Origin of the sequence: Nitrobacter hamburgensis X14 (assembly GCF_000013885.1) — a bacterium.
Lineage (GTDB): Bacteria > Pseudomonadota > Alphaproteobacteria > Rhizobiales > Xanthobacteraceae > Nitrobacter > Nitrobacter hamburgensis.
In genome coordinates, this window is sequence record NC_007964.1 from 2772999 (window position 1) to 2799602 (window position 26604).

A 26604-nucleotide genomic window follows, 5' to 3' on the forward strand; every position below is an offset into this window, starting at 1 on the left:
CTGGTTTTCGCCTGTAGATTATCGTCTACATCGTCGCTTGCGAATAGAAATGTGACGATGAGTCCGTGGACGGTAAGTCCACATTCCGACGCCATGCGGTCATGGCGGACTACCGGAGAGTCCTGGCGCAGAACGTGAAGGCAGCGAGAAAGACCCTCGACCTGTCGCAGGAGGCGCTTGCCCTGGAGGCGGAGATTGACCGGACCTACATTTCCGGTGTCGAGCGAGGTTTGCGCAATCCGTCGCTCGACCTGATCGTCAAGCTGGCGCTGAATCTCAAGACCACGCCGGCGGCGCTGCTGACGCCGCCGAAGGGCCGTACCTGACCGCTAACGGCTTCGCCGTACGAAACTCTTTCACTGATAGACAATCGGCTCGATGCGGGAGAGCCGGTCGAGGTCTTCGTCCCATATGTTGCTACGGCGATAGGTGGTCGTGGTCCTGCCGCGCACAGGGATATAGCCGAGCAGCAGAAGCACGCCGGCCGTGGTCAGCTTCGTCTCGGAGCCGTAGCCGCGCAGCAGCGCGATGTCGGCCGGAATATCCCACCAGGTGCTCGGGCCTGCATCGCAGGCGTCGAACATCTCCCGCGGCATGTGCAGACGGAAATAGGCGTTGAACAGCGTCAACCGGTTGCGGCCGGCGAGCCTGCGTCTCGCCTCGGCCGCGTCAGCTACGATTTGCACGGACATGGTCACAAAACCTCTCCGGTGATGCCGCGCGTCGGCTGGTGGCCGCGCACGACGAAGATGGGGGCCGAGGCGATGTCCACCACGGCGAAGCCGGCGAGCGCGCCCGTAGCCGGGCCGATCAAGGCTTCCGCTTCCGCACGCGCCGTCTCGGCATCTGCCGCGTTGACGATGATGGAATTGCGCCGGTCGGCGCGCATGGTGTTGGCCTCCTTGGCGTAGACGATGTAGCTCGGCATGGTCATTCCTCCTCTTTGTTAGCGGTGAGTGCGTCGAGGTCGGAGAGATCGGCGCCGACCGCCGCCTCGTCACGACGCATGAAGGCAGACTGAAGGTTGCGGGTCAGGTTCGTCCGGCCGGTCTCGAACGTAGAGTCGGCGTGCAGCGTCTCGACCGCGATGCGCTCCACCTCCATGACGGCCTGCGTCACGTTGCGGTGGCTCTCGCCGACCAGGGCGTCGGCCAGTTCATGCGATGAGAACGGTCGATCGTGAACCGGCAGCATCGAGACGCGGGTGCAGAGCGCCGCGCCCAACTCCTTGTCCTTCGTTGCGGCTGCGTAGGAGGCCAACGACGCCAATTCGGTCGGGCCGGACTGCGCGATCTGACCGATCAGCCGGCTTCGGCGCTCGCTGCCCAGACTCTCGCGCATCAGCATCTGCATCGGAGACTCGAAGTGCATGCGCACGGCGGCGACCTCGTCGCGGAGACGGCCCGCCTCGCGCACCAACGCAAGACGTGCGTCGGCGGACTTGCGACGTAGCTCGGCGCGATGGCCGTTGACCGCGCGGGTCACGACCTTGGATCGCTCGTTGGAAGGAAGGTCGGCCAGGCTGCGCTCGACGTCGATCCGACGCTGCGTCACCTGGCCTTCAAGGGTATTCAGCAATCGTGCGTGCTGATCGCGATTTTCTCGGGCCCGGCCGAGCCGCTGGATCACGTCCGTCACGGACAGCCAGTTGCTTGCAAGGGCCGCTTTCTTGACCGCCATGGTCTGCTCCTTTCGCTCCGCATCGCGCGAAGGCCCATGAGCGAACAGGCGCGGCACAGCCGCCTTTCGTCACCGCCATCGCGGTTCGGGCCGATCAACATCGGCCCGGACGGTGTCAGGATGTAGCGATCGAAGATTTAGCGACACCATTGATACGAGACAGGTGTATCGTGCCTCCCCAATTAGATAATGGGGAACAAGGCATGGGGGAAGGAAAGCGTAAACTTGAAGCGATGCGAAAAGCATTCCTCGCCGATCTGGAAGAATGGTCTTTTGAGCCAACCGACTGGGAAGCCCGTACCGTCTCTGAGATTCAAGCGCTTCCCATAATCACTGTTAGGCGCGGCCCGGATGACCAATTGGCTTATATGCGGATGGTCGCACGTCAGTGCCACCAGAACGCTGCGTTCATGGAAAAGAACGATCCAGAAGGCCTGACGAAGCAGGTGACTGGGTGGTGGATTCAGCAAGACAATTACGTTTTACATTCGATTATTCGACAGGATGGCCAATACATCTGTGTAACGCCGGCGCCCTTTGAGAGCGCGGATTCATTTGATTTCGTGCCCGATCCGAAGATTGAATGGCGAGAGGAAGGTGCTCATCGCGTTGCCTACAGGGATGGCTTTGAAATAGGCAAAGGCGTTCGCCGCAATCCCGCGAAGGCAATCGCAGAGATTGATGAGATCAAGAAACGGCTTTTATCAGGCATGAACCCCTACAAAGTGGTGCAAGTTGATAAATAGAAGCTCATTCGTTTCGCCTGTAAAAAATCCACCGGCAACGTTCACGAATTTTCGCCTGCATTGCCGCGATGAACGGCCTGATGCTCAGCGGCCATCCTCTCCCACAACACCACACCCTCGGGCGTGGCGCCGAAATCCAACCGCCAGAATCCGATGCAGGTGATGGCGCCGCCAAGACCGGCGAGCATCGCCTGTGCCCCGCCATGATGGCGACAAGTCTCAGGAGCGGTCGCGTCAAGCCGTGCGACCAAATCCTCGGCGGCCATCAGGTCGCGAAGCAGCCGGGTTGCCGCGCTAGCCTTCGATGATAATCGGCTGTTGCTGTCCACGCTGTTCGACATCGAGGTATTTCTCCAACAAGCCGATGAGCGCATTGCGGTCTGCCGGCTCCATCCTGGCGATGACACGAGGATCGAGTCCGACCGGGCCGGACGTATCGGTAGGACCATCACCGACAACGGCGAGGAAACCGTTCAATCGCTCGGGCCACCTGAATTTCGGCAAAACCTCGATCAATCGATCGCTCGGCTCATCGCATTCCTCACGCAAGAGAATGCGGCTTGCGGAGCGTGCGGGACGCCAGCAATTGCCTCGCATATTTTTCCAGGTGTGAGCTTGCCGGCTCGGTTTCAAAAGGGACGGCCATCGTGCCGGTGGCAGCCACAGGACGCCGGCCGCCTTGCAACGGAAAGTGGGTTTCACTCCCGCCGTCGTGCGGCTGCAATCGCCCTGCATGATTGCCTCATGCCCCTCTAGGCACTCACTCGCCTCTCGGCATCATGGAGAGGTTCCCGGTGCCTGGGCCGGTGCTTTGGAAGACGAAGACGACCATGCCCTTGATCGGACTCGCCTTCGGGACTCAAGCCTTCCAATCGCTGATTAGATGCTCTGGCATCCTGGCAGCGTCCTGGGCAGCTTCGATGCCCTTTCCTGTGCTTTCGCCAAGGCCGATGTCATCGAAGGCTTCCATGACCACCGCTGACTGACTGCGCCACGCGCGCGAGGCCCACGGGGCCTGCGTGTCGCGTGTGTTTTCCAAGCGTGAAGGTGGACAGGTAGACAGAGCTTTCTCGACGTTTCGAAGTTCATAAGGCTCCCAGCGTCGATGTCGCCATGCCCTTCATTGGGCCGTCGTTATCCATCCTGCCATAATCTGAAAAATCGATTGTCTACCTGTCTACTCTAAGCTTAAGGCCATGAATTTCTTAGCGAAGCTGGTGGACGACGACGGCCATCCACCGGCTGTCGCCCCTGTCTACCGCTTGAACTGATCGAGCACGTCATCCGACCTGTGGCTCAGATAGGCGTCGATCCTGCCGGAAGCGCCGATATTGTCCCAGATGTCATGATTGCGCACGGACCAAAGCTGATAGGCAGGACGCTGCCTGTCGGCCTTGGTGTAACGGGCATGGCTGACGGCGCCGATCTCGTCCTTGAGGAACTTCGACACCCGAGCCCGAAGGTTCGAGCGTCCACGCAGCGCCGAAGGCACGGCATCGACAAGTTCATCGACACGCACCAGGTCGAAGTCGAAGGGCGGCTGACGCTCCTCGAACAATTCGAGGAGATACGCCTCGGCGTCTCCGATCGACAGGCGCCGCATCGCCTCCTTGCCGGCCGTGAACGGCGCCACGCCATGCGGGTTCAAGCCGACCTTCCGCTTGAGCAGCCAGTGCTTGACGTATGCAGCGCCATCGCCATCGAGGAACTCGAACAGGCCCTGATAGTAGGCACTGTCTCTCGGCCTCGCAGGCGAGAACACCACAAGCCAGCGCCTGTCGCCATGCTCGATCGGCAGGGCATCCTCATGGTTGGTGAAGCCGATGAAGTTCAGGCAGTTCGGAATCGAGTACAGCGAGCAGTTCTTCTCCTCGATCCTGATGGTCGGATCGGTGATCGCAGGCTTGAGTCTGTTCGCCACCTCCTTGCGCCCGAGCGTCATCAACTCCTCGATGACGGCAAGCTGCGCGCCTTCCATCCACGCCGTCCAGTGCGACACGACCTCCTCGTTCGACGGACGAACGGTGTTCCGGCTGCCCACGATCCTCTCCATCAACCGGCCGATCCAACTCTTGCCGGTCCCCTGAGCACCACGAATGAGCAAGGCGAAGTGGATCTTGTCGGCAGGCCGCTGCACCAGCAAGGCGAGATAGTCGAGAACGTGGTCACGGTCCTTCCCGTCGGGAAACAGATACGCCAAGTGGACCAGGAAAGGCGTCACGTCTCCCGCCTTCGCTTCAACACCATCCTTGCGCCAGATGTTGTAGCGCCGCCCACTCTCGCCATCGGGGAACTCGCCGGTCTCGGGCAGATAGACCAGCGACTCGAACTTGCGCATCGGAACGCGCCCCTTCCAGATGGCGTTCAGAACCTCGCCATCGGGATTGAGGCCGGCATAGAGCGCCTTCCACTGGTCGGTTCGGTACTTCTTCCCGTCCTCGCGTCGCACGAACTGCATGGCATCGGCCACGAACACCCAATCGTCCCACACTGAGCGCGTCTTGTCCGGCTCGGCATCAAGGTCGTCGGGGAAGTCGTCCAGCGCGTTGGTTCTGTTTATAAGCTCAACCGCCTCTCGACGCTTCTCCCGCGGCAGATAGCCGATCAGAGTCCTGACCGTGATCCCGTCCGGAATAGCTTCGAGCGGGTCCCAGCGCTGCCGTATGACTTCGCTATAATCCGAATACTCCGGGTCCGACGTGCTCCACACAATGAACTCGTCAACGCCTGTGCCGTTGGTCGCATGGTGGCAGGCCATCATCATGTCCTGCCACTTCCTCTGGTCCTTGAACTCGGTCGGATCGACGTCGACCAGCCATTCGGCCAGGGTCTCGGGATCGAGCGCACCGGCTTCATCGCTCGAAGCCTCAATATTCGGCTTCCTGATCGCGTCCAGGAGCCTATCAGGCATCATCGGCGCCTCCGACAGAGAACAGCGCAACGGATCGTCGTCGAAGCGATAGAGCCGGCCCGTATCGGGATGCACCGAGCCTGCCGACACAACGTAATGACCAGATGTTCGGAACTCGAAGCCGGGATAGTTATCGTGCTCGTATCTCACGATATCTTCCGCCGGCTTCCTGAAATAGAGGTGGTATCCGCCGCCACCCGTCAGCACGAAAGGGTGCGCCGGCAGGTCGAAGTCCCGCAGGAAGCGAGCAAGCACGTCGTCGCTATCGGGGAAACGCCTCGGATCGATGTCGATCACCAAATCCGTGTTCGACATCCTGAAGCCGACGTTGCCGCCCTTGGCCATCCAGCGCTTGCCGCCGTCAACACCGATGGAGGGCAAGTCCTTCCAGCGCCCGACCGGCTCCTTTCCACGAAGCCGGATCAGCTTGGCGCCGTGCCCCGCCTGTTCGTACTCATCGAGAAGACTCGCATCCTGGAACGACGGCGTTTCGGGAATGCCAATTTCGGCATTCTCAACAACGTCGGCGTCGAACCCGGCAGTCTTCTCCCGAGCACCTGCGGGCGCATCGATCTCCCCGATGCGCCCGTTCTCGTTTTCCAGAACGTCACTCATCGGTTGTCCTCCCCACGCACGAAGGCATCGAGGTCCGCAACGTTGTATCGAACCGACTTGTTGTTGATGAGATGGTAGCGCGGGCCTTCGCCGCGCGTGCGCCAGGTCTTCAGCGTTCCCGGCTCGCAGCCGATATAGGCGGCGGCCGACTCCGTATCGTGCCAGGGCGAGCGGTTGTGGGCATCGAGAACGCGCCGCAGCGTGCTCTCGACAAGATCGATCGTGATGTCCGTCATGGGACACACCTCCAGTAAGCATTGGCGCGCAAAGGCGCCGGCGAGATTGATGGGAAGTGTGACCGGCTCTCTCGCTTGCTTGCTCACTGGATAGGGTCGGCCCAGTCACCAGCCGATGCGCGAAGCCTCAAGAAGGCATCCCCGTCGCGCGCACGACAACCAAGGCGGAAAAGCGCCTCGGTTGCAATACTCATTTTCGAGCGGCCATGACCTTCGTCTCAAGCGCCTGGGCATGAGGGCGCAGGTGCTCGACGAGGTGTTCGGCATGGACATAGCCACCGGATGCGCCGGGGAGCTTCTGTCCGAGCAGCAAGGCGCTCTCGGCGTAGGGCACGCCCGCCGCGATATACATGGTGCGGGCCAGATGCCGGTATTCGTGCGGGCTCGGCAAATCCCGGCGCGGCTCCTTCGGCTCCTCGACCTTGCCGCTCGCACTCGTAGGCGACGGCCACAGCCATTCGCTGTTCAAAGGTGCATCCGTCTCAAGCCGGGCCTTCAGCATGTCCTTGAGATAAGTCCCCATCGGAAACATCATCGCCTGGTCGCTGGTCTTCATGTGCTTGAAAACGATCACGCCCCGCTCGAAATCCACGTCATTCCGTCGCACCTGCAAGAGAGACGAACGCCGCGCTCCGGTAAGCATGAAGGCGCGGTGCAGATCGCGCCGGATCGGGCTCAAGGTTTCGGTCGCCTCCCACCAAGCCGTAAGGTCGATTGCATCCACCTCCCGCCGCTTCGGCGTCGGCAGGCGGATCGCCGCCACCGGATTGCCGGTGATCGTCTCGTCCAACCGCATCGCCGTATTGATGACCGCCCGCAAGGTTCGCATCACGCAAATGGCGACGGTCTGCCCCTTCAAGGTTCGCAGGCGCTCGTAGATGTCCCGAACCTCCGAGCGCGAGAGGTCGACCACGGCCCGGTTTCTGATGCGGGTCAAATAATGATCGACATTGTATTTGTAGCTCTCGACCGTCGCCTCGCGGAACGGCTTCTCGCCGAGATGCGTTTCAAGCGCCTGCGCAACGGTGATGCCGGTCTCCTCCGGTCCCGCGGTCGGGTCCACGCCCGACTGAATCTGCGACATGATGGCCTTGGCCCGGTTGCGGGCCTCGCGGAGGCCGATCCGATCCGCCCGGTCGATCTTGACTCGCACGGTCCGCACATGGCGTCCGTTCCTGCGAACGTCGCCCTGTACCGCAAAGGTCTTGGTGGTGGCGTGGCAGACGAGCATCAGGCCCTTGACCTGCTCATCGCGCCAAATTCCAGAGTTGAGGGGAAGCTCGCGGATGCGAGCCTCGGTCAGGTTCATGACGGCCATGAGGTCTTTCTCCGAGCACCGGGTTGAGCACCGCACGGTGATCGCCGAGGATCACCGCACGTCGCCTACGATGTCGTGTAAGACCTTGTCCGCGAACCAATAATCTCCGATGATGCGTCCTGCATCAGCCTAGCTTCGCCCATTTTGTAAACCGAAGGTCGGGAGTTCGATCCTCTCCGCCGGCACCATTCTTCTCCATTTTTCGGGACAAGCCAGCCGTCCTCAGCAGCAAGTTTGGCTCTTGATCGGATCGAGCGCGGTCCGCTGTCGGGCTGCAGACTCACGACCCCGCTACACCGGCAGCGCTACCAAGTAGGCAACGCGCCATTTCTACCCGCTCTGGACGGTATTGGCCAAAATAGCTCAGAGCGCCAAAGGCATACCGTCACGGACACCCGTTAAAACGGTCTGCTTACGAGCGATCGAGAAAGAGAGTAAATATTATGGAGGTGGCGATAGTCCGCGATACGTCGCAAACTACATCATATCATTCCCACTCGATTATTTTTAGTCAGGATAGCGCTTTGAACACTCAACGCAATTCATTCTGACATCTCTCTCGAATCCGAAAAGCGATCCGTAAAAAATTTTTGCCACTGATTTTCCAACAGAAAATCATGATCTTTTTCTGAACGTCGTTTCCAAATCTATCGACAACGATCGAGTGAATTATCGACAGATCGAGCACACAAAAGCGACGCGCGATAGCTTGAGCGACACTCCGCAGGCAGCTAAGAAAAGACCGTCAGCACCGATATCATAAAGCGTCTGCATTAACGCGCCTGGCAAACACCGCGTAAGGCTCTCAGCGTTGCCTTCTTACATATCGGCCCCTTTGCCCAACATCCTCAATTGCGAATGGCACTCCGTCATATCTGATGATCTCTAGCTCGCCGGGAATGCCAGCGGCAAGTCCGTGAAGCTCGGCGCTTTTGACATCCTCTCCCATTCCTCGAAGGAGACGAGGATGGCTTCCTCACGGCCGTGCCGCGTGATGATGGTCGGCTCGCCCGCAACAGCGCGATCAACCGGAGCGGACAATACCGCCTTCGCGTTGTTGAGCGAGAGTTCTTCATAATGACATTCCTCGTCCATCTTCGGCTTAGCTGCAGACTGCGGCGCTCTTTCTCTGTGTCTCACCAATTCGAGGAAACGTGCCTTGATTTTCACAAGCAGTCCCCGGCGGTATGAAGCCGTAGCTGAACACACCGGACTTACCGGGAATTGGTGACAAAGCCGCTGTTCGGCCATTCGTCGATATTCTGCTCCGACACGATCACCCAACTCGGCTTGTTGTCGAGGCCGATCGCCTATCTCCGGTGTTCCTAGTCGGGCGAGATCAGCTCCATCCTTAAAATCAGGGCTGTCCGCTCCCAAGATGGATCGCGAGGACATGTTTCTTTCCATCCAAGGGAACGCGCACAACACCCTCGGTGCGCCCGACCGCCGCGCCATCGAGGACAGCTTCCACCACATTGCGGCCGACGCCGGACAGGTTCCGAACGCGGATATCATAGTGCGTTGAGGCTACTTTTACCGCGGCTTCGAAACCCGGCCAGGCGGAGGGAATACAGGGAGCAACGACGAGAAACGCACCCTCGCAGCGGATGCCTAGAATGCTCTCGATGCCCGCGCGGTACATCCATGCCGCCGAGCCCGTGTACCAGGTCCACCCCCCGCGCCCCGTATGAGGGGACACGGAGTAGACGTCGGCGGCGACCACATAAGGCTCGACTTTGTAGCGCTCGACCTCTCCGAGGGTCCTCGCGTGGTTGATCGGGTTAACCAGCGAAAATAGATCGGCGGCGCATGCGCCCTCCCCCAGCTTCGCGAACGCCATGATCGCCCACATGGCAGCGTGACTGTATTGCCCGCCATTTTCGCGCAGCCCCGGCGGGTAGCCCTTGATGTAGCCCGGATCGCGCGGCGTTATGTCGAAGGGTGGCGTGAATAGCAGGGCGAGGCCGTCGTCACGGCGGATGAGATGCCGGTCGAGTGCCGCCATTGCCCGGGCGGCGCGCTCGGGATCGGCGATTTCCGACAGCACCGCCCAGGACTGGGCAATGGAGTCGATCCGGCATTCCTCGCTCTCCTTCGAGCCGAGCCACGTCCCGTCGTCGAACGTAGCCCGGCGATACCATTCGCCATCCCAGGCCTCGCGCTCGATCGCCGCTTGGACGGAGGCGGCATGCGTCCGCCAGCGGTCAGCGCGGCCCGGATCGCGACTGTCAGCGAATGGAGCAAAGAGCGCGATAGTGCGCACCAGCAGCCAGCCGAGCCATACGCTCTCGCCCCTGCCGTCCTCACCGACCCGGTTCATACCGTCGTTCCAATCGCCCGTACCGATGAGCGGCAGGCCGTGCTCGCCGGTGAGGTCGAGGCACTGGTCGAGCCCGCGGGCGCAATGCTCGAACAGCGACGCCCGCTCGTCCGCGATCATCGGCTGAAAAAAGGCATCGTGCTCTCCGTCACCAAGAGGCGTTCCCTCGAGAAACGGCACAACCTCGTCCAGAACGGCCGTATCGCCGGATGCCGTGATATAGGTCGCGGCAGCGAAGGCGAGCCAGACTCGGTCGTCAGAAATACGCGTGCGCACGCCCTGACCCGAATACGGCAGCCACCAATGTTGGACGTCGCCTTCGACGAACTGCCGGGCAGCCGCGCGCAGGAGATGGCGTCGCGTCTCGTCCGGCGCGGCGAAGGACAATGCCATGGTGTCCTGGAGCTGGTCGCGGAAGCCGTAGGCGCCACTCGCCTGGTAAAAAGCCGAGCGGGCGAGCACGCGGCACGCGAGCGTCTGATAGAGTAACCACCCGTTCAGCATGAGGTCCATCGTCCGGTCTGGCGTCTTTACGCGGACCGCGCCGAGCAGAGTTTCCCAATGATCCGTCACCGACGCCAGCACTGCATCGAGGTCGGCCTCGCGGGTTCGGGCGATCAGCGCGCGAGCGCCCTCGACCGAACCACATTGTCCGAGCAACCACACAATCTCGACCGTCTCGCCCGCCTCCAGTTCGATGCTCGTTGCGAGCGCAGCGCAGGGATCGAGGCCGGCACCCACCGCACCGGACAGCGCCCGGCCTCGGGCCAGCGCGGCCGGTGCTTGGAGCGCACCATTGCGACCGACAAACTCGGTACGGTCGGCGGTCCAGGCCGTCTGCCGCCCGCTAAGATCGGCGAAGGCGATCCGGCCGGGAAAGGCGCCATTCCAGGGATTGCGGGCGAGAATGGCGCCCGTGGCCGCATCGATCTCGGTCACGATGAACGGCGCGGAGGCGCCGCGCGACGTGCCAAGCACCCATTCCACATAAGCGGTGATCGACAGCCGCCGGGCCCGACCCGAGTGGTTGCGCAGCGTCAGACGGGAGATCTTGACGGGATCGGACAGCGGCACGAACTGCAACAGGTCGAGCGCGATGCCGTTTGCATCGTGCTCAAAGCGGCTGTAGCCGAAGCCATGGCGCGCGACATAGTGTCCGCCATCGCGGATGGGTTGCGCTGTCGGGCTCCAGAGGTCGCCGGTGACCTCGTCGCGGACATAGATCGCCTCGACGGCGGGGTCGGCCACCGGGTCGTTCGACCATTGCGTCAACTGGTTCTCGCGGCTGTTCTCAGCCCAAGTGTAGCCGCTTCCCTCCGTCGAGATTTGGAAGCCGAAGCCGGAATTGGCGATCACGTTGATCCAGGGCGCGGGCGAGATGCGGGCACCGTCGAGGACGGTTACGTATTCACGCCCGTCTTTGTCAAAGCCGCCGAGACCGTTGAAAAATTCGAGACTGGCCGTCTTCACCGCCACTGGCTGCCGGGCGGGAATTGCCGCCCTTGGATGTCGGGGCGGCAAAGATCCGCCCGACGGCGGTCGTATGCGGGCGAGCTGATCAGCAATGGGCCCACGATGTGCGTGCAGGACGACACGGGCGGCCGCATGCAGCAGCGATCGGGCCTCGGCGTTCATGAGGTCGGCACGGAGCGTAAAGACCGCGCCTTGCGCGGGAATGTGGCCGACGCGCGGTCGCGACTGGCTGCTGCGCACAGCGGTTTCGATCGCGATCTGCAGGTCCTGCATGTAGGAGGCGGCGTGCTCGTTGACGATGACGAGATCGACGGCGAGGCGCTTCATGCGCCAGTATTCGTGCGCGCGGAGCAACTGGGCGACCTGAGCCATGTCCTCGACATCGTTAATGCGCAGCACGACGATCGGCAGGTCGCCGGAGATGGCGTAGGGCCACAGGCTGGACTGGGCGCCCGCTCCGCGCATGATCGCCTCCGAAGGCGCCCGGAAGCGCGAGTCGGCGTAGAGGATAGGCGCCGCGAGGCGCTGGAAATCCGCCGCCTCTGTCGTCGCGATGCCGAGATGCCGAAGCTGGACCTGTCCCTGCGTCCACGCCAGGGTCTTCGCCCGGTCGAATGCGCTGCGGTCATGGTGCTTGTCGACCAGCCCCAGAAGTTCGTCTCGTGACGATGCGACAACGGTCCAGAAGGCGACCCGCGCAACCTTGCCGGCGGGTACCATCACGCGCTGCCTGAGCGAGAAGATCGGATCGAGAACCGTTCCCACCGTTTTCGAAAGCGGCTGGCCGTCCAGGATAGCGGTAGCGTCGGCAACCGAGCGGCCGCGGCCAAGGAAGCGGGCCCGATCGGTCTCATATTGCGGATCGGCGGCGACCTCGCCTTCCACGACAGCGAAATGGGCAGCCCAGAGCCGTGGCTCGTTGTTCGACCTCGGACGGCGAGTCGCGAGGAGCGCGCCGAACTCGGGAAGATGCTCGGTCTGCACGAACAGCTTGGAAAAGGCCGGATGGGCGTTGTCGGCGGCCGGCGCCGCCAGCACCACCTCCGCATAGGACGTGATTTCGATCTCGCGGGGCCGGCGTCCATTGTTGGTCAGGCTGACGCGGCGGACCTCGCCATCGTCCTCGCCTGAGACCAGGATGTCCGTGGTGGTCGTCAGGCTGCCGTCGCGATGGACGAACTGGGCATGGTCCTCGCCGAAGAAGACTTCCTCATGATCCGCACTGCCGCCGGCGGGCTGTGCACCGGCCGACCAGATCTTCCCGCTGCGGCTGTCCTTGAGAAAAAGGAACGATCCCCAGTCGTCGCGAGTCGCGTCTTCCCGCCAGCGCGTCACGGCGATGTCTTGCCAGCGGCTATAGCCGGCGCCGGTCGCGGTCAGCATCACCGCATAGCGCCCGTTCGAAAGCAGATGCGTGGCCGGCGGGCCGCCCGCCGATGGCGAAAGGCGGCGTACCGTCACGGCCTCGGTGACCGTCCCCGGAGGGGGTGACTTCACCTCCTCAGCACGGGGATGCACGATCGCAACTTCCATGGGTATGCGCTCCTGCAACAGAAGCTCGCTGGCCTTTATCATAGGCTCGCGATGGAACCTCGCGCGCATCAAGCCATCCTCCAGGGTGTTGGCGATGGCGACGATGGTCATGCCCTGGTGATGCGCCATGAACGCGCGCACGATCGCGACGTTCTCACCCGTCGGCAGACGCGAGCGGGTGAAATCGAGAGCCTCGTAAAAGCCATAGCGGCCCCGGGCACCCATCGCCGCAAGCCGGACGTAGTTCGCTTGCGCGCCCGCCGGATCGACCATGGCCGCCAGCGCCGTGGCATAGGGAGCGATCACGGCGTCCGCCGAGAGCCCGCGCTTGAGGCCGAGGCCGGGCACGCCGAAGTTGGAATATTGATAGGTGAATTCGATGTCGCGCGCGCTGTAGGCCGATTCTGAAACGCCCCAGGGAACCCCCAGGGATCGGCCATAGGCCTGCTGCCGTTTCACCACCAGACGGCCGGTCTGCCCAAGCAGACTGTCGTCGGGCGCGCGCATCACCAGCGACGGCATCAGGTATTCGAACATCGACCCCGACCAGGAAACCAGCGCCGCGCCGCCTCCGAGCGGCGTTACCGCCCGGCCGAGGCGGAACCAGTGCTGTGTCGGGACGTCGCCCTTGGCGATCGCAAACAAGCTCGCGAGCCGCGCTTCAGACGCGAGAAGGTCGTAGCAGCTTGGATCGAGGCCATTGTCGGCGAGCGAATAGCCGATCGAAAGCAGCTTCCGGTCGGGATCGAGGAGAAATGCGAAATCCATCGCCAGCGCCATTTCGCGCGCCGTATCGGCGATCCCCTTCAACCGCCCGTTCAGGGGGCGGGCGGGGTCGGCAATACCGGGACGATCGCGCAAAAGTTCGAACCCGATCCTCTTCAACGCCCCGATCCAGAACAGGAGGTCGGGTGTGTCGCGGCCCTCGGACATGGGGATGGGCATGGGCATGATGCTGCGGGCGGCCTCGGCTGCCTTTTCGGCAAGCCGGTTCAGGGAGGCGGCTATCGACTCGATCGCCTCAGCGCCGTTCAACCGGGCCTCGATCTCGTCGAGAGCGGCGATGAGCGGCTGCCCTCTGCCCCCCGCGTTCGTCGGCAGAGCGTCGGTAGCCTCGCGCGCCAGTCGGAGGGCATCCTTCATCCCGGCCCTCACATCCGGCATGCGCGCCGGATCCATCCATTCTTCGCAGGCGTTGGCGAGCGCGATCAGATGGCCGGCAAGATTGCCGCTGTCGACCGACGAGACATAGGCGGGGTCGAGCGCGCGCAGATCCTGCGTATCGTACCAGTTGAAGAAGTGACCCTTGAACCGGGCGAGCTTCCGCATCGAGCCGAGCGCCGCCTCCAGACGCTCGACGGTCTCGGTCGTTCCCGCCCAGCCGAAGTCGCGGGCGGCGACGGCGGACAGGAGATAAAGTCCGATGTTGGTGGGCGAGGTGCGGCGCGCGAGCGCGGGCTTCGGATCCTCCTGGAAGTTGTCGGGCGGCAGCATGTTGTCGTCCGGCGTCACGAACGTCTCGAAATAGCGCCAGGTGCGGCGCGCTATGAGGCGCAAGTCGGTCGCATCTGCCGGCGAAATCGAAAGCCGGCGCGCGATCGGCGGCGCCCGGCTGATCCGGAAGGCGAGTGCCGGCGCGCATGCCCACAGCAGTCCGAAAGGCAGGACGAGCGGCCAGGATGCCGGGGCGGCCGCGAGCGTGAGCGCCGCCAGGGCCAAGCCGAGCGCCACGCTCCCCGCCATCTCACGATAGAAGCCGACCATGCGCAGCCGAGCCGCCGCCGTCGATTTCGCTGCCGTGGTCCATTCGAGGAGATGACGGCGAGTCACGAACAGTCGCAGCAGGGTTCTGGCGATGGCGTCTGCCGCCCGTTGCGCTTGGTCGGGCAGAAAGGAGACCGTGAGCGACGTCTGGGCGGCCGCGAGGCGGAGACTTCCGGCAAGCACGCCGAGATGGTTGCGCACGCGAAGCCCAGCACGACGTGGCAGGACTGAGAAGACGCTCGGGAGGAATGCCGGGATGGCAATGGTGGCGAGGACGAGCAGGAGCCCGATGATGGCGGCCGGCATCGGCAGCAACCAGCACAAGACGACGGCCATCAGCGTGATCGGCGCAAGCAGCGACCGTCTCAGATTGTCCAGCATCCTCCAGCGACCGAGGAGCGGCATCGCCCCGCCGCGGCCAACGATCCAGGGCAAGAGCTGCCAGTCGCCACGGACCCAACGATGCTGGCGCTTGGCAGCAACGTTGTATCGATTCGGAAACTCCTCGACGACCTCGATGTCGGACGCGAGGCCCGCGCGGGCAAAAACACCTTCGAAGAGATCGTGGCTGAGGAGGGTGTTGTCAGGCACGCGCCCGGCGAGCGCCGCCTCGAAAGCATCGACGTCATAGATACCCTTACCGGTGTAGGTGCCCTCGCCGAACAGGTCCTGGTAGACGTCGGAGATCGCCGCCGCATACGGGTCTATGCCCGCGGGACCCGAAGACACCCTTTGATAGGCGGACCCCTCGCGTCCGAGCGGTAGCGCGGGTGTGACGCGCGGCTGCATGATCGCATAGCCGGCTATGACCCTCTGCTCGCGTTGGCTGAACTGCGGCCGGTTCACCGGGTGAGCCATCTTGCCGACCATGCGGCGCGCGGCATCGCGCGGCAGTCTGGTGTCGGCATCGAGGGTGATGACGAAGCGGACATTGTCCGGAACACGAGGCGCCTGCCCCGCCACCGCCACGAAGGTTGTGTCGAGAGCCCCACGCAGAAGCCGGTTGAGTTCGTGCAGCTTGCCGCGCTTGCGCTCCCATCCCATCCACACATTCTCGCTGGCATTGAATACGCGGCGGCGATGCAGAAGGAGAAAACGGTCGCCATCCGGTCCGGGGCCATAAAGGCGGTTCAGACGTGCGATAGCCTCGGCCGCGACCCCGAGCGGATGTGCGTCACCCTCGACGATCTCCCGGTCCGCGTCGACGCCGTCCGAAAGAAGAGCGAAGGTCAGGTCCCCGCCGGAGCCGGCGAGATGATGGACTTCGAGCCGCTCGACCTGTTCCAGGAGATCGGCCTCATTGGTCAACAGCGTCGGAACGGCAACGAGCGTCCGAAACGATTTCGGGACACCCTCAGCGAGTTCGAGACCGGGCAAAATGGTCGCACCGAAGCTCCACGTGATCGCACGGTTGACCAGCGCGGTTGCCACCTCGGTCATCGGCACGAATCCCGCCACGGCAAATAAGACAACCCAGCGGGCGTCGAGGCCCGAAGCCGAAAGTGTCCATAGGCCGAGGGCCAGTAGGGCCGCGGTGACGAACAGGATGACCCCGACGTAGCCGACGACGCCGGGGCGCAGGCTGAGACGGCTGATCCGCAGTCGGGCACCCGGCCTGAAGCCGATCGTCCGTTCGAACGCACGGCGCCCCTCGGCGATCAGATGATAGCCGGGATCCCCAACTCTCTCGCGTTCCTCGGGATCATGCGCTTCCATGGCCGCTCTGGACGATACCGACAACACCTGCTCGGCGATCTTGATCTCGGTCAATAGCGAGCCGCGTGCGAGTTCCTCGATCGCGCTTCGGTAAAGATTGCGGGTCGGGAAATCCATCGCGGCAAACGCACTTCCAACGCGAAGCCGCTTATCGACGAGACTGAGGCTCTCGAACAGATCCGCCCAGTCGATGTCGGAGATCAGTCGCATGCTGGTGATAACGTTGCGGACGGAAACGTTGGACGCGCCCAGCCTGTGCTGGGCATTCTGCACGACACCCTCGATCGAGGACTCCTGCAGACAGAGTCGCTCAGCGAGCAAGCCGAGCGCGGGAGTTGTTCTCGGATCCTGATCCCTCAGGCGCTTGGCGAGTTGCGCTGCGAACACCTCCGACAGGGGCGCATTCAAACGCGCGCCGATATCAGCGTCGAGCGCGGAGTGCCCACCTCCTGATTCCAGAAGCCTGTCGGCGAGCCCGTCCGCATCCGCGCGTTCTCCGCGTCCAGCAACCATCTGGTCTGCCAATCGTCGCAGGTTCTCGATGAGGACGATGCGAAGGGTGATCGCAACGGCCCATAATTCGCCGATCGTAAGCGGCTGAACCTGCTGATAGGCTGCAATAAACCGGCGCAGTATCTCCAGATCGAAGTGACTGTCTGTGTGGGCGACAAAAGCCCAGGCCAAGCCGAATACGCGCGGATATCCGACGAACGGACCGCCCGCCAGTTTAGGCAGCTGCCGGTAGTAGCCCGGCGGCAGATCAGCTCGGATTTCGCGGATCTGCTCTTCGACCAGGTGATAGTTGTCGAGTAGCCATTCCGCCGCGGGGACCACGCCTCGGCCGCTTTCGAGATCAGAAGCGCAGATGCGATAGGCCGCCAGCAAGGCGGCGGCATTGTCACTTAACCGGGCTTGCAGAGATCTGACTAGCGGCGGTCGCGTCGTGACCTCCTGCGCTGCGGCCAAGCTTTCCGCATGCTGTTCCAGTCGTTCGATACCGAATAGTTCCTCGCGCACAGGCGCAGTGGCGTTCCACGGTGCTGGTCGAGGGCGGGACCATGGACCGCTGTGGAGGAAAGTCTGAAGCATTCGCGCCTTTCCGGCCGGCGCGGATAGCGCCGTATGCGAGGGTAGACTGTCGCCCTTTCCAGAGCGATTTATTAACAATGGCCGTAGCTGCTTTTCCGTAGACCGGATTCGTTCTTGAGAACGAAATAGAGTCAAACCCAGAACTTCACGAACGAGCTTCGCACTCGCAGCGAGCGACGCGCGGTTTCTTCGGCAAGATTCAAAATTGGCTGATCAGAATCATTCCCAAGCAACGCCCAAGTCGAAGATGTGGCTGGCATGAAGCGGGTCCTCTCTGCCCTGAAGACCGATACGGCGAAGCGGGATGAACTCGATGAAACACACCATTAACTTGCGGCATCGACTTTAGTACGGACCCTCGTTTTCGCATTAAACACTTCCACGCGGAGCATCGGAAATTTTTCTAGAAGTTCTTCACCCGCCGCTTTGGCGGCTTGTTCATCGGCAAAGTTACCCTTGAGCTTTCCGTCCACGACCATTGCAAAACCCTCAGTCGGGATGATATCCGCGCGCTGAGCGTTCCGAGGCCGAAGCTCCTCTGCCTGAGTTTCTTTCGGCTTATACTTAATGGTTTTCATGGCTACCTGATTTCTTGGGATCGCGTCATTATGTGTGCACTCCCGGTGGAACGCGGATGATGTGATTTTGGCTCTTACCGGCACGATCGTCCGGAAAAAAGGATGCCGATCCTGCATTCGCGATTCCAGCATCGCTGGCTCATATCGCGCGGCAGCGAGATCGTCTTGCCCGCATTCGGCGGACATGTCGCAACACCAGCTTCAGCAAGACCTAGGTGCTGCGGACGTTCAGCACGATCACTGCGACTGAGCGCCTTTATTGTGCGCTCATTCGGACCAAAATAGCCATGGCTATCTTCGGAGCGAACGCCGCACGATAAGCAAAAGACCGCCGGCTTTACGGCTGGCGATCTTCATCTCACTCCGATACCTGAGCACACCTCCCACTGAGAGACGCGCACCCGATCTAGAGGTCCCAGTACATCCGTGGGTATCTCAAATCGGCAATTTAATCGACGCGAAGATTCTCCGCGCTGGTCTTGCCGCGCATGCTGTCGGTCTTGGCCTCGAACGAAACCTTCTGACCGTCGTTGAGGGAGCTCAAGCCAGCGCGTTCGACCGCGCTGGTATGAACGAAGATATCCTGCCCGCCACCGTCAGGCTGAATAAAGCCGAAGCCCTTTGTCGCGTTGAACCACTTCACTGTTCCAGTTGCCATTTATAGTCTCCAAGATGCGCGAAAGCGCGTTCGCTCGCACGACCTCCGTGCGGGCTTGATCGAGTTCAACGATGTCTTGGGAATAGAGCCGGTTTCGGCGCGGTCAACAAGCCAGAGCGATAGTTCGAACCTAGTTTAGGTATGGTGGCTTAGAGAAAATACAAGGGCCGATCAAATCACATCACATTTGATGCCCTGCGTTGACGCTTTACGCGGTATGGACAGCGTCCGTGGTGAACGTCGCATGGGTGATGGCCACGGTTGTCCCCGCGAGGCTGGCCGAAGTCTCGACAGTGGCGCCAAGTTGCTGGGTGAGCGCCTTGACGATGCCCGTGCCGAGCCCTGTTTTCGGCTGGGCAAAGACGTCGTCCGGCTTGCCGATGCCATTGTCTGCGACCGACAGCTTCCAATTCGTGCCATGGACTTCGTATGCGACGGAGATTCGGCCATCGACTTTATCGTCGGGGAATGCGTGCTTTAAGGCATTCATAACAAGCTCGGTGACGATCAAGCCGAGGCTTTCAGCCTGCCGGGGAGTGGCACGGCCTCCCGCGCCAACTACTTTCAGCGAGATTGGTCGTGTGTCACCGATCATCGACGTCGCGAGTGTCTCGCACAGCCTTGAGAGATAAGGCACCATTTCGATCGGTCCGCTAGCTCCGGATCCGTGGAGTTGTTGTTGCACGGCCGCAACCGACATGACGCGCTTGTGGGCGTCTTGTAGGTGGACGCGCGTCTCCTCCGATTCCACAGTCTTCGCCTTCATCAAGATGATGCTGGCGATGATTTGTAGGCTGTTGGAGATCCGGTGCTGAAGCTCATCGAGGAGCACATCCTTTTGCTTCAGCAACTCGTCCTTTTCGCGCTCCAGAGCGTGTTGCGCAGTGACGTCTTCCATGCCGAGCAGAATGGTCGCGCCGGCGCCATGCTCGTAAAAGACCTGACGTGCGTTCAGACAGATTCTTCGGTGTCCGAGATCGGGGAATTCATGCTCGACCTCGTAGCTCTCCATCACCCCGTGCTGAGGTATGATTTTTTCGAGCAATTCTCGAAGTTTCGGAATGTCCCATTGCCCGTCACCCAATGCATACAAATGCCGGCCTTGGGTATTTTCGGGGCTGACTTTGAAGACTGAATAGAAAGAGCGGCTTGCGGCCACCACGCGCAGTTCCTTGTCCAGCACGAGAACCGGTTCGCGGACTGTGTCCACGATGCCCTGAGCGAGCGCGCAGGCATCCACGACGTCGGTGAACTGCTCTTTGAAAGCCGTGGAGTGCAAAATTGTCGCAGTACTGGTACGCGCTTCGAATCTCCTGGCGGCGCGACCGCGCCGGGAGTCACTGGATCAACGCAAGGGCCGGCGAACCCACAGAACGTCCAGCGTTTGAAGCATAGCGTCGATGCCGGCGGAGGACTGTATAAGATTGCTCACGAGCCCCAGGCGGAGGGCGTCGTGATGAAAACTTCCCGCCCTATGCTTCAGAATTCTCTAAGATGCGGTCAACATTTGGATCCGCCACGCGTCTCCGGTGCACGGAAGGACCAAAAAACGAGGATCCCATCATGAAACGGAAAGCGAAACCGGGATTCGATCCCAAGGCCTTTCTCGCCAAGGCGGCCGAAGGACGGGCCATCTCCAAGCACCAAATGAATCAAGTCCTCTTCGCGCAGGGCGATCCGGCCGATTCGGTCCTTTATATCCAACACGGAAAGGTGAAGATGACCGTGAACTCCGCAGAAGGTAAGGAAGCGGTAGTCGCCATCCTGGGACCCGATGAGTTTTGCGGCGAAGGTTGTCTCGCGGGCCAGCGTCGCCGCATGGCGACCGCGACGGCAATGACCGACTGCGAGATCATGCAGGTGGATAAGAGCACGATGGTCCGCATCCTCCATGACGAACCGACGTTTTCCGAGATGTTCGTCGCGCATCTGCTAGCTCGAACGATCCGCATTGAGGAGGACCTGGTCGATCAACTGTTCAATTCGAGTGAGAAGCGGCTGGCGCGCGCCCTCCTTCTGTTGGCCAATTTCGGCAAGGAGGGCAAACCTGAGCCGATCATCGCCAAAGTCAGCCAGGAGACGTTGGCCGACATGATCGGGACCACGCGATCGCGCGTGAGCCATTTCATGAACAAATTCCGGAAACTGGGCTTCATCGAATATAACGGCACTTTGAAGGTTCACAGTTCATTGTTGAGCGTCGTTCTGCACGATCATCCGCAGATCAGACGCGACGGTGAGGAAACTTGACCAGCCCGCAGCGCATAGTGATGCTCTGCTATGGCGTGATAGCGACCTTCAGGACGCCATCACGCTGGTTGGCGAAGAGATCGTAGGCGGTCTCGATCTCATCGAGCTTGAAGCGATGCGTCACAAGCGGCTTGAGATCGGCCCGCCCCGCACTCACGACATCCATCAGCCGGCGCATGCGCTCCTTGCCGCCGGGGCAGAGCGTGGTGACGATCTTCAGATCGCCGAGCCCGGCCGCAAAGGCATCGAGCGGAATCCGCAGATCGCTCGAGTAGACCCCGAGGCTGGACAGCGTTCCTCCCGGCCGCAGCACGCGCAGCGAAGACTCGAAGGTGCCTTGGGTTCCAAGCGCCTCAATCGCGACATCAACGCCGCGTCCATCCGTCAGCGCCATGATCTGCTCAACCGGATCGCCGGCCCTGAAGTCGACGACATGGTCGGCGCCGAGCGTGCACGCGACCGCAAGCCGTTCTGGGACCGTGTCGACGCCGATGACGGTGGTGGCGCCCATGAGCCTGGCGCCTGCGACCGCGCAAAGGCCGATTGGTCCGAGGGCGAACACCACCACGGTGTCACCGATCCGGACACCGCCGCTTTCGGCGCCGGAAAATCCCGTGGACATGATGTCCGGGCACATCAGCACCTGCTCGTCCGTCAGACCGTCCGGGATCGGACTGAGATTGGCCATCGCATCCTTGACCAGCACATATTCAGCCTGGCAGCCGTCGATGGTGTTGCCGAACTTCCAGCCGCCCATTGCCTTGAAGCCGTGCTTTGTTCCTGGACCGTCCTGCGAACCGCAACCGCACAGACAGGCGTAGCTGTGCCCGCTCGGCGTGATCGCGCCCGCGATCACGCGCTGGCCTTCGGTATAACCGTCGACGGCGGAGCCGAGCTTTTCGATCAAGCCGACCGGTTCGTGACCGATCGTCAGGCCGCGCTCGACCGGATACTTACCCTTGAGGATATGGACGTCTGTTCCGCAGATCGTGGTCGTGGTGACGCGGATCAGCGCATCGAGCGGGCCGATATCGGGAATGGCCTTCTCGTCGAGGACGATGCGGCCTTTCTCCACGAAAATGACTGCTTTCATGTTCGGCATACGAGGCTCCTTTCAGAAGCTGCTTTCGTCCATAGGGGCGGCGACGATGCACGGCTCCACAGGCATCGAGTAACTGGCATCGTCAGCTTCACTGCCAAATATTTGCCTTTCTTTGTGGTGTGGACCACCGACACGGCCTGCGGTCGCGTGCAACGATCGGCTCAGTCTCAAAGGCGGCCGCCATGTCGGAATCGGACAACCAGCGAAAGCATGATTTGGAATGTCTCCGCCTGGCGGCGGACTGTCGGCAATTGGCAAGCGACGTTGATAATCCTGCTTTGCAGTTGCGGTTCCGTCGAATGGCGAAAGTTTGGACCGGTCTGACGGAGCGTGAACCGACTCCTGAGACCGAGATCAGCGTTAAGATAGACGGGCTTACCTGACCACGGCGTGCACTTTGCAACGGGCCGCGCTGTTCCGGGACAAGGCGCTGCTGTTCAAGCTTTGCGGGTCCGCGATTCCGTTTCTTTCCAAACACAGAACTTGTAGACGCTTGGTTTCGACATGCGCGGCTGACGTATGGCGAGCACCCACGGTTTTACGTCTTACGTCGCCCCTTTGTATTGCCTTGAACCGCCGTTGAGGGTGGCGTCAGGAAGGCGTCGAACCGCTCCTTGACGATAGCGTAGCACTCGCACGACGCCTTTTCGAGGCCCGGACGATCATGAACGCTAATCCTCCCGCGGCGATAACTAATGAGTCCGGCCGTCTGCAGCGACTGCGCTGCAAGCGTCACCGATTTGCGATTGGCGCCCAGCATGTGAGACAGGAATTCGTGCGTATATGGCAGGGCTTCGCCTTCCGCCCGATCATGCATCATCAGGAGACATCGGCACATTCGCTCTTCCGTCGTATGCAATGCGTTGCACGCGACAGTCTGCTGAACTTGTGACAGCAGCGTCTCCGAGTAGCTGACGAAGAGATCGCGCATGTGTTCGCTGCGCTTGAATTCCGACTGCAGTACTTCGATCGGGCAACGAAGCGTGCCCCCTTCCAGTTGAACAAGACACCGATTGAAAGAAACGCGACTATACATGGCCGCGAAGAGGCCGAATGCGCCTTCGCGCCCTATGTTTGCCGTCTCTATTGCCGAGCCGTTCTCCAGAACGGTCAACAGAGAGAGGACGGCGCCCTGTGGGAAGTAGGCATGTTTGAGGAGCCCACCCGCCTCGCAGACGACGACACCAAGCTTGAACTTGATAGGCTCAAGGTGGGGATCGATCCGCTTGCGGCTGGTGCTTTCCATTGCGCCGAGCAACCAATTGCCCTGCGCATCATCTGTGTGACCTTTGGACATCGCGGCATCGTCACAATTCTGGCAAGTTATGGGTCGAGTGCCCAGCCGGCTATTGGGTGTTAAATCCAGGGGATCGTGCGCCCATCAACAGCATGAGTCTGTATAAGACAGACCACCTTCGGCGTGATTGACGCTCTTAGATTGGAACTCGGACTATGCGTTATTGCGAGAACGCGCTGGTCAGCACGCCGATGTCGACCGCCAGCGTCACACTCAGTTCCCAGTGAAACGCTTTTTTGGCTGGTAGTAGGGAGCGCTACTAGACCTTCGCGAAGTATAAGGATCGGTTTGATGCCGAGGAGCTACAGCAAGGGCGGCCGGATTGCGCCGGGAGCGGCAGCCCCCATGCCGGGAGGGCCGACTTTGCCGAATGCCCGATCCTTCCGGGAGCGGTTCGGCGCACTCAGGAATCTTCGGCCTTTCCTTGCGATGGTGTGGCGCACAAGCCCGGGCCTGACCGCGGCGACGCTGGTGTTGCGGCTGAAGCGGGCGCTGCTGCCGATCGTCACACTCTATATAGGCAAGCTGATCATCGACGAAGTCGTGGCTCTGGTGCAGGTACCGGACAAGCCGGGGACGCTACAGGAATGGCTCGACAGCGGCCTCGCGAACTGGCTCGGCATTCTCCTTATTGCAGAGTTCGCGCTCGCCATCCTCGCCGACATTCTCGGGCGCATCGTCTCGCTCATCGACAGCCTGCTCTCGGAACGCCTGTCCAATGCCCTGAGCGTACGCCTGATGGAGCACGCCGCGACGCTCGACCTGGAGGATTTCGAGGACGCAGAATTCCAGGATCAGCTCGAGCGCGCGCGCCGCCAGACCAGCGGCCGGATGACGTTGCTCGGACAATTGCTCGCGCAGGTGCAGGACATCGTGACCGTGGTGAGCTTCGCCGCTGGCCTGATCATCTACGCGCCTTGGCTGATCTTGCTCCTGGTTGTGGCGCTGGTGCCGGCCTTCCTCGGCGAGGCGCATTTCAACGCACAGAGCTATTCGCTCGACTATGCCCGCACGCCGGAACGGCGCGAACTCGACTATGTGCGGCAAACCGCGGCGAGCGTCGAGACCGCCAAGGAGGTCAAGATCTTCGGCCTCAACGGCTTCCTGATCGACCGCTATGTGCGGCTTGCCACGGCCTTCTACGCGGCCAATCGCAGGCTCGCGCTGCGGCGCGCCGGCTGGGGCGGGCTGTTCACCGCGGTCGGCACGATCGGCTATTACGTCGCCTATGCCTATATCGCCTGGCGCACGCTCGCGGGCGCGTTCTCGATCGGCGACCTCACCTTCCTCGCCGGCTCGTTCCGGCGCCTGCGCAACCTGATCGAGGGGCTGCTCGCGAGTTTCTCGAGCACCGCGGGCCAGGCGCTCTATCTCGACGACCTGTTCAGCTTCTTCGAGGTCAAGCCGGAAATCCTGTCGCCGGACAATCCGCAGCCGTTTCCGCTGCCGATCCGCGAGGGCTTCGTATTCGAAGACGTGGGCTTCCGCTATCCGGGTGCGGAGCGCTGGGCCGTGCGGCATCTCAGTTTCACGCTCCATGCCGGCGAAGTCCTCGCGCTCGTCGGCGAGAACGGTGCGGGCAAGACCACGCTCGTGAAGCTCCTCACCCGCCTCTACGATCCGGACGAAGGCCGCATCCTGCTCGACGGCCGCGACCTGCGCGAATACGACCTCGACGCACTGCGCGGGAACATGGGTGTGATCTTCCAGGATTTCGTCCGCTATAATCTCAGCGCCGCCGACAATATCGCGGTGGGACGGATAGACGCGCGGGACGACCGCGCACGCGTCGCGCGGGCGACGGAGCGCAGCCAGGCCGACGAGGTCATGGCGAAGCTCCCCGCGAACTACGACCAGATGATCGGCAAGCGATTCCGCAACGGCGTCGAGCTTTCGGGCGGCGAATGGCAGAAGATCGCGATCGCACGCGCCTATATGCGCAAGGCGGAGGTGCTAATCCTCGACGAGCCCACAGCCGCGCTCGACGCCCGCTCCGAATACGAAGTATTCCGGCGCTTCAAGGAGCTGAGCCAAGGCAAGACCGCGATCCTGATCTCGCACCGCTTTTCCAGCGTGCGCATGGCGGACCGCATCCTTGTGCTTGCCGACGGCACGGTCGAAGCCTCTGGGACGCATGAGGAACTTGTCTCGCAGGCGGGTCGCTATGCCGAGCTCTTCGAGTTGCAGGCCGCTGGCTATCGATAGCCCTCACTGCTGAAGGTTACGCGGCGTACATGCCCCAACGCGGACTTCTCCATCCGGTTATGCGGCCGGCGGGTCTTCAACGGCGTAGAACTCAACGAACATCCGCATCGACCCAAGCGGTTCGACCTCGTGAGGCTGTTCGGGCTGTATGATGCCGGGTTTCTCTGGCGTGAGGACGGTTTCGCTCGGCGGATCGAGAGTCCGGTAACGCAGGCGGCCTTCGAGCACATGGATCAGCGCCCAGACGCCAGCCTTTGTACGGTGCTCGCGACGCAGCCCTTTCGGCAGAGTGTCCTGATCGAACACGGGTGTACGCTTGTAAGGCCCGCCGGCAGTTCGTCGCTCATCGCGCGGCAAAGATCCTCGGTGAGAACCAAACCGATATCGTCGTCATGTGCGATCCCCACGGCAAGCTGACCGGCGTCATCACCAAGACGGACGTGGTCCGTCAGATCGGACGGTGCGGAGGCCCCGGATGCACGATGGCGGCAGCGAACGTCATGACGCGGGCCGTCATTCTCAGCCGCCCCGGCGACCTGTTGCACGATGCCTGGTCGGTCATGAAGCAGCGCGGCCTGAAGAATATCCCGGCCGTGAACGAAACCTCACAACCGATCGGAGTTCTCAATGCACGCGATGCGCTTGAGGTTCTCCTGGAAGAGGTCGAATACGAAGAAGTTCTGCTGCGCGACTATGTGATGTCCGTGGGGTATCATTGACTTTCCGCGGCCACGGTGTCGGATCAGCGACGCGCGGGATCATCCAGACTTCAATCAATACCACGATTTGTCGACATGCCCCCTTAACGGACGGCGCCGAACCGAAGGTCCGCGTATGATCGACGCCCGACCTGCCATGTGACGTCCTCAATATGAGCGCTCCTCGCACGTGCGGTCATAATGAGCAATTTTGACCAGATCGTCTCCGCCCCTTTTGGTACGGATTAAAACCGACATCGGCGAATGCTGCGCTTTGATCGAAACGGCGATCGGCATTCTCAGCATCCATGCCGACAGTTCAGCAATGCCGATCAGGCGCCTGCGGTGCTGTGGCTTTGGTCATGGAGGCGTCGGGATCATCAGCATCATAGTGATCGGCATCGTCGTTCTCCTT

General features: G+C 61.7%; 21 protein-coding genes. 5 read left to right on the top strand and 16 right to left on the bottom strand.

Annotated elements, in window-relative coordinates; translation table 11 throughout:
- The first annotated feature begins 65 nt into the window (after positions 1-65).
- The gene (locus tag NHAM_RS12880) at positions 66-326 is read left to right on the top strand and encodes a helix-turn-helix domain-containing protein (protein ID WP_011510970.1); all 261 of its coding nucleotides are present in this window, start codon (positions 66-68) and stop codon (positions 324-326) included.
- A gap of 30 nt (positions 327-356) precedes the next feature.
- On the opposite strand, the gene NHAM_RS12885 is transcribed toward NHAM_RS12880, so the two are convergent.
- From NHAM_RS12885 to NHAM_RS12895, 3 genes are read right to left on the bottom strand one after another with little or no spacing between them, the layout of a single operon-like run.
- On the bottom strand, positions 357-692 hold the full coding sequence (locus NHAM_RS12885) for a hypothetical protein (RefSeq protein ID WP_011510971.1): 336 nt from the start codon (positions 690-692) through the stop codon (positions 357-359).
- A gap of 2 nt (positions 693-694) precedes the next feature.
- The gene (locus NHAM_RS12890) at positions 695-928 is read right to left on the bottom strand and encodes a hypothetical protein (RefSeq protein ID WP_011510972.1); all 234 of its coding nucleotides are present in this window, start codon (positions 926-928) and stop codon (positions 695-697) included.
- Between the two features lie 2 nt (positions 929-930).
- The gene (locus tag NHAM_RS12895) at positions 931-1680 is read right to left on the bottom strand and encodes a hypothetical protein (RefSeq protein ID WP_245269881.1); all 750 of its coding nucleotides are present in this window, start codon (positions 1678-1680) and stop codon (positions 931-933) included.
- A gap of 203 nt (positions 1681-1883) precedes the next feature.
- Between NHAM_RS12895 and NHAM_RS12900 the strand changes: the two genes are divergently transcribed.
- On the top strand, positions 1884-2426 hold the full coding sequence (locus tag NHAM_RS12900) for a hypothetical protein (RefSeq protein ID WP_157043624.1): 543 nt from the start codon (positions 1884-1886) through the stop codon (positions 2424-2426).
- Between the two features lie 41 nt (positions 2427-2467).
- Here NHAM_RS12900 and NHAM_RS12905 read toward each other — a convergent pair whose 3' ends face one another.
- The 10 genes from NHAM_RS12905 to NHAM_RS12950 all read right to left on the bottom strand — a co-directional run bounded on the left by NHAM_RS12905 (position 2468) and on the right by NHAM_RS12950 (position 19916).
- Positions 2468-2767, bottom strand: a complete 300-nt coding sequence (locus NHAM_RS12905; protein ID WP_157043625.1) for a hypothetical protein — start codon at positions 2765-2767, stop codon at positions 2468-2470.
- Positions 2721-2942, bottom strand: a complete 222-nt coding sequence (locus NHAM_RS27600) for a hypothetical protein (RefSeq protein ID WP_198136931.1) — start codon at positions 2940-2942, stop codon at positions 2721-2723. Before NHAM_RS27600 ends, NHAM_RS12905 begins: the two co-directional genes overlap by 47 nt.
- Positions 2943-3681: 739 nt before the next feature.
- Positions 3682-5952 (bottom strand): DUF5906 domain-containing protein, encoded by a 2271-nt coding sequence (locus NHAM_RS24045; RefSeq protein ID WP_011510976.1) that lies wholly within the window; start codon positions 5950-5952, stop codon positions 3682-3684.
- A complete protein-coding gene (locus tag NHAM_RS12920; RefSeq protein WP_011510977.1) occupies positions 5949-6188 on the bottom strand; it encodes a helix-turn-helix transcriptional regulator in 240 nt (79 codons plus the stop codon). Before NHAM_RS12920 ends, NHAM_RS24045 begins: the two co-directional genes overlap by 4 nt.
- A gap of 190 nt (positions 6189-6378) precedes the next feature.
- On the bottom strand, positions 6379-7506 hold the full coding sequence (locus NHAM_RS12925; RefSeq protein WP_011510978.1) for a tyrosine-type recombinase/integrase: 1128 nt from the start codon (positions 7504-7506) through the stop codon (positions 6379-6381).
- 885 nt (positions 7507-8391) lie between these two features.
- A complete protein-coding gene (locus NHAM_RS12930; RefSeq protein ID WP_011510979.1) occupies positions 8392-8601 on the bottom strand; it encodes a type II toxin-antitoxin system Phd/YefM family antitoxin in 210 nt (69 codons plus the stop codon).
- Between the two features lie 262 nt (positions 8602-8863).
- Complete coding sequence (locus NHAM_RS12935) at positions 8864-17401, bottom strand: GH36-type glycosyl hydrolase domain-containing protein (RefSeq protein WP_011510980.1); 8538 nt, start codon at positions 17399-17401, stop codon at positions 8864-8866.
- 326 nt (positions 17402-17727) lie between these two features.
- Positions 17728-18165, bottom strand: coding sequence for a hypothetical protein (locus NHAM_RS28230; protein WP_011510981.1), 438 nt, complete (start codon positions 18163-18165; stop codon positions 17728-17730).
- Between the two features lie 262 nt (positions 18166-18427).
- Positions 18428-18637 (bottom strand): cold-shock protein, encoded by a 210-nt coding sequence (locus NHAM_RS12945; RefSeq protein WP_011510982.1) that lies wholly within the window; start codon positions 18635-18637, stop codon positions 18428-18430.
- A 208-nt stretch (positions 18638-18845) separates the two neighbouring features.
- Positions 18846-19916 (bottom strand): sensor histidine kinase, encoded by a 1071-nt coding sequence (locus NHAM_RS12950; protein ID WP_011510983.1) that lies wholly within the window; start codon positions 19914-19916, stop codon positions 18846-18848.
- A gap of 284 nt (positions 19917-20200) precedes the next feature.
- On the opposite strand from NHAM_RS12950, the gene NHAM_RS12955 reads away from it, so the two are divergent.
- Positions 20201-20887, top strand: coding sequence for a Crp/Fnr family transcriptional regulator (locus NHAM_RS12955; RefSeq protein ID WP_011510984.1), 687 nt, complete (start codon positions 20201-20203; stop codon positions 20885-20887).
- A gap of 28 nt (positions 20888-20915) precedes the next feature.
- On the opposite strand, the gene NHAM_RS12960 is transcribed toward NHAM_RS12955, so the two are convergent.
- On the bottom strand, positions 20916-21989 hold the full coding sequence (locus NHAM_RS12960; protein WP_011510985.1) for an NAD(P)-dependent alcohol dehydrogenase: 1074 nt from the start codon (positions 21987-21989) through the stop codon (positions 20916-20918).
- Between the two features lie 538 nt (positions 21990-22527).
- Positions 22528-23286 carry a Crp/Fnr family transcriptional regulator gene (locus NHAM_RS12970; protein ID WP_011510986.1) on the bottom strand — a complete coding sequence of 253 codons (759 nt, stop codon included), beginning with the start codon at positions 23284-23286 and terminating at the stop codon, positions 22528-22530.
- A gap of 345 nt (positions 23287-23631) precedes the next feature.
- Between NHAM_RS12970 and NHAM_RS12975 the strand changes: the two genes are divergently transcribed.
- A complete protein-coding gene (locus NHAM_RS12975) occupies positions 23632-25491 on the top strand; it encodes an ABC transporter ATP-binding protein (RefSeq protein ID WP_011510987.1) in 1860 nt (619 codons plus the stop codon).
- Between the two features lie 57 nt (positions 25492-25548).
- On the opposite strand, the gene NHAM_RS12980 is transcribed toward NHAM_RS12975, so the two are convergent.
- Positions 25549-25848, bottom strand: coding sequence for a DUF1971 domain-containing protein (locus NHAM_RS12980; RefSeq protein WP_041358994.1), 300 nt, complete (start codon positions 25846-25848; stop codon positions 25549-25551).
- A 35-nt stretch (positions 25849-25883) separates the two neighbouring features.
- Between NHAM_RS12980 and NHAM_RS12985 the strand changes: the two genes are divergently transcribed.
- Positions 25884-26210: a CBS domain-containing protein gene (locus NHAM_RS12985; RefSeq protein ID WP_157043626.1), complete on the top strand. Its 327-nt coding sequence runs from the start codon at positions 25884-25886 to the stop codon at positions 26208-26210.
- Positions 26211-26604 lie beyond the last annotated feature (394 nt).